We start from the raw sequence: 3,803 nt of genomic DNA, 5'->3' as shown, positions 1-3,803 counted from the left end.
GACGGACTTGGCGCGCTTCTTCGCGTCCTTCGCGGCGCCCTTGGCGGCCTTGGCCGCCTCGGCGCTGACGCCGGAGGCCCGGCCCGCGACGTCGGAGCCGAACTTCGCGGCCTGCGCCTGGGCCTGCGTGGCCAGGGTGGAGAGCCGGTCGGCGTACTCCGGGGCCCTCTTCTCGGCCTTGCGGGCGGCCTTCTGGGCCTGCTTCTCCCACTCGGCGCGGCGCTTCTCGGCGGCCTTGATCCACTTGTCGCCGCTGCGCCCGGCGGCCTTCTGCCACTGCGCGCCGCGACGGTCCACGGCCTTCTGCAGCTTGGCGCCGCGCTTCTCGGCCAGCTCGGCGTTGCGCTGCGCCTGCTTGGCGGCCTTCTCGGCGCGGGCGGAGAGCTCGCCGGACAGGTCCGAGGCCCGCGCGGACACCGCGGTGCCCAGCGTCGCCGCCCGCTCGGAGGCCAGGCCGCTCAGCTCGGCGGCCCGCTCGCGCACGGTGGGGCCGTGCTCGGCGACGGCCTCGGAGAACTTCTCCGACGCCTCGTGGGCACGCTCGCCCAGCGCCGTCCCGGCGGTCGAGGCCGCGGCGGCGATCGAGGTGCCTGCTCCGGTCAGACCGGCGGCGAAGCGCTCGGCGGAGTCGGAACCACCCGCACCGGAGAGCTTCTTCTGCGCCTGCTCGGCGGCCTTGCGGGTCCGCCACGCGGCCGAGGGCTTGCCGTGGGTGTCGGACGCGGCGATCAGCAGACCGCCGAGCAGGCCCACGTTCTTGAAGAAGTGGATCTGCTGCGCGGCACGCGTCTCCGGGTCGGTCTCCTCCCAGAAGCGGTGCCCGGCCAGGGTGGTCGGGATCAGGGAGGCCGCCAGCGCGGTCGAGGCCAGGCGCGGTGCCTTGCCGATCGCGAGCAGCGACCCGGCGGCGATCTTCACCCCGGCGTCGATCTTGATCAGCGTCTCGTCGTCCGGGCGACGGTCGATCGGAGCCGCCTCGACGATGCGGTCGACCGCGGGCGCGGCCTGGTCCAGCAACGGCTTGGCGGCCTGGGCGTGGTCACCGGGGGACCGAAGAGCGTTGATGCCGCCGGTGATGAAGATGGCGGCAAGCATGGGTCGGGCGACTCGGCGCAAGACTGGCATGGATCACCTTTCCCCGATCCGACGGACCGCAAACCCCCGCGGCAGTTGGCATCGCGGCGGTGAGGTCGCAATAGTGCGCGGGTGACGAACGGACGACGGGCGATCGGGCTCGACATTGGGGGTACGAAGGTTGCGGGGGCGATCGTGGCCGAGGATGGCACAGTTTCGGCGGAGACACTCCGCCGGACCCCGGAAACATCGGACTCGGCGACGATGACCGCGCTGCTCCTGGAGATGGTCGACGAGCTGCGCAAGGACGACGACGCGGTGGCCGCGGTCGGCGTCGGTGCGGCGGGCACCGTGGAGTGGCCGACCGGCCGGATCCGCTGGGCCCCGAACAACGAGTACCGCGACTGGAACGTCCGGGCCGAGCTGGAACGGGCGACCGGCCTGCCGGCCGTGGTGGACAACGACGCGAACGTGGCCGGGCTGGCCGAGGCCCGGCTCGGCGACGTCCGGTACGACCACATGATCCTGGTGACCGTCGGCACCGGCGTCGGGAGCGGGATCGTGCTCGACGGGCGCATCTACCGCGGCCCGCACGGCCTCGGCGCCGAGATCGGGCACATGAACGTCAACCCGGACGGCCCGCAGTGCGGCTGCGGCAACTTCGGCTGCCTGGAGGCTCTGGCCTCGGGTACCGCGCTGACCCGGATGGGCCGCAGCGCCGCCGCCGGCGATCCGGCCGGGATGATCGCGACGCTGGCCGCGGAGTCGGGCGCGGAGGTCACCGGCCAGATCGTGACGACGGCCGCGATGGCCGGGGACCGGACGGCGGCGTCGCTGTTCGCGCGGCTCGGACGGTCGCTGGGCATCGGCATCGCGTCGATGAACGCGATCTTCGAGCTGGAGGCGGTGGTGATCGGCGGTGGTCTCGTCGACGCCGGCGAGCTGCTGCTGGCGCCGACCCGGCGGGCCGCCCGCGAGTTCGCCTACGCCCCGAGCGCCCGTCCGATCCCGCCGATCGTGCCGGCCACCTTCGGCGGCGACGCGGGCAAGATCGGGGCCGCGCTGCTGGCGCTGGAGGACGCGGGCGAGCACCAGGGCCACCGACCGGAACCCACCCCATAGAGTGGGTCCGGTGACACTCCTGCTCGGCCCGTTGCTGCGCCACGTCGACGAGACATCCGCCCTGGTCTGGGTGCAGGTGGACCGGAGGGCGCGGGTCGAGGTGCTGGGCTGCGGCGCCGACACGTTCGAGGTCAGCGGGCTGCACTACGCGATCGTCGAGGTCACGGGGCTGGCGCCGGACACCCGCACGCCCTACGAGGTGCACGTCGACGGCGAGCAGGTCTGGCCACTGCCGAACTCGCCGTTCCCGGGAAGCGTCATCTCCACCCGCGGACCGGCGACCGACGACCACCAGCGCGTGGTGTTCGGGTCGTGCCGCTACGTGAAGCTGGCCGACCCGAAGCTCGCCCGGCAATTCGGGCTCGACGCGCTCGACGCCTACGCCACCCGGATGGCCACGCTGGACCCGGCGCAGTGGCCGACGGTGCTGCTGCTGCTCGGCGACCAGGTCTACGCCGACGAGCTGACCCCGCAGAGCCGGCGCCGGATCGCCGGACGCGCGGAACGGCCGCAGGAGTGGCCGGACGACGAGATCGTCGGCTTCGACGAGTACTCCGGGCTCTACCGCGACAGCTGGTCGGACCCGGAGGTGCGCTGGATGCTCTCCACCGTCCCGACCGCGATGATCTTCGATGACCACGACGTCCGCGACGACTGGAACACCTCGGCGCAGTGGCGCGCGACGATGGCGCAGACGCACTGGTGGCGCGACCGCATCCAGGCCGGGCTGGCCGCGTACTGGGTGCACCAGCACCTGGGCAACCTGTCCCCCGCCGAGCTCGCCGCCGACACGACGTGGCAGCGCGTGCAGGCGGCCGATGGCGACGTCTGGCCACTGCTGGTCGAGATGGCCGACCGCGCCGACGCCGAGGTCGGCACCGGTGCCGACGCGCACAAGGACGTGCGGTTCAGCTTCTGCTGGGAGCTCGGGCGCAGCCGGCTGATCGTGATCGACTCCCGGAACGGCCGGATCGTCGAGTCGCTGCCGCGCAAGCTCGTCTCCGACGCCGAGTTCGACTGGATCACCGAGCGGGCGCTGGCCCCCGGCGAGGTCGACCACGTCATGATCGGCACCTCGATCCCGTGGCTGCTGCCGCAGGTGATCTCCGACCTGCAGGCCGCGACCGAGAAGGCCGGCAACTCCGGCGGCCGGCTCGCGCGCTCCGCCGAGTGGCTGCGGCAGACGGCCGACATGGAGCACTGGCCCGCGTTCGGGCACTCCTTCAACCGGCTCGCCGACCTGCTCCGCGACATCGGCCGGGCGCACACCGGGCGGGTCGCACCGGCCACCGCGACCGTGCTGTCCGGCGACGTGCACCACAGCTACGCCGCGCGCGCGTTCGTGCACCGGCACGAGCCCGGTGCGACCGGGGTGTACCAGCTGACCTGCTCACCGGTGCACAACATCGTCCCGGGGTTCATGCGGGTGCTGTTCAGCGTCACGTGGTCGCGGCTGCTGGCCCGCGCCAGCACGCGGTGGGCGCGCGACACCGGAGCCGAGCGGGCCGGGGTGGCCTGGGAGAAGTGCGCCGGGCCGCTGTTCGGGAACCTGATCGCGACCCTGGAGCTCAACGGCCGCTCCGCCCGCGTCCGGTTCGAGCGCCCGC

The 3,803-nt window shown here is 73.3% G+C and carries 2 protein-coding genes and 1 pseudogene; 2 read left to right on the top strand and 1 reads right to left on the bottom strand.

Annotated elements, in window-relative coordinates:
• Positions 1 to 653 precede the first annotated feature (653 nt).
• A pseudogene (locus I4I78_RS34360) lies at positions 654 to 1,095 on the bottom strand (DoxX family protein); the annotation flags it as partial.
• A 111-nt stretch (positions 1,096 to 1,206) separates the two neighbouring features.
• Here I4I78_RS34360 and I4I78_RS31065 point away from each other — a divergent pair.
• Together I4I78_RS31065 and I4I78_RS31060 are read left to right on the top strand one after the other, a co-directional pair.
• Positions 1,207 to 2,196 carry an ROK family protein gene (locus I4I78_RS31065; protein ID WP_218615076.1) on the top strand — a complete coding sequence of 330 codons (990 nt, stop codon included), beginning with the start codon at positions 1,207 to 1,209 and terminating at the stop codon, positions 2,194 to 2,196.
• Between the two features lie 10 nt (positions 2,197 to 2,206).
• Positions 2,207 to 3,803: alkaline phosphatase D family protein (locus I4I78_RS31060; RefSeq protein WP_218615075.1), on the top strand; the 1,597-nt coding region annotated here is incomplete at its 3' end.

This window comes from Pseudonocardia sp. KRD291 (assembly GCF_019263595.1).
GTDB lineage: Bacteria > Actinomycetota > Actinomycetes > Mycobacteriales > Pseudonocardiaceae > Pseudonocardia.
Note: the sequence above shows the minus strand (reverse complement) of the source record. Positions and strands in the feature narration are given on the sequence as shown.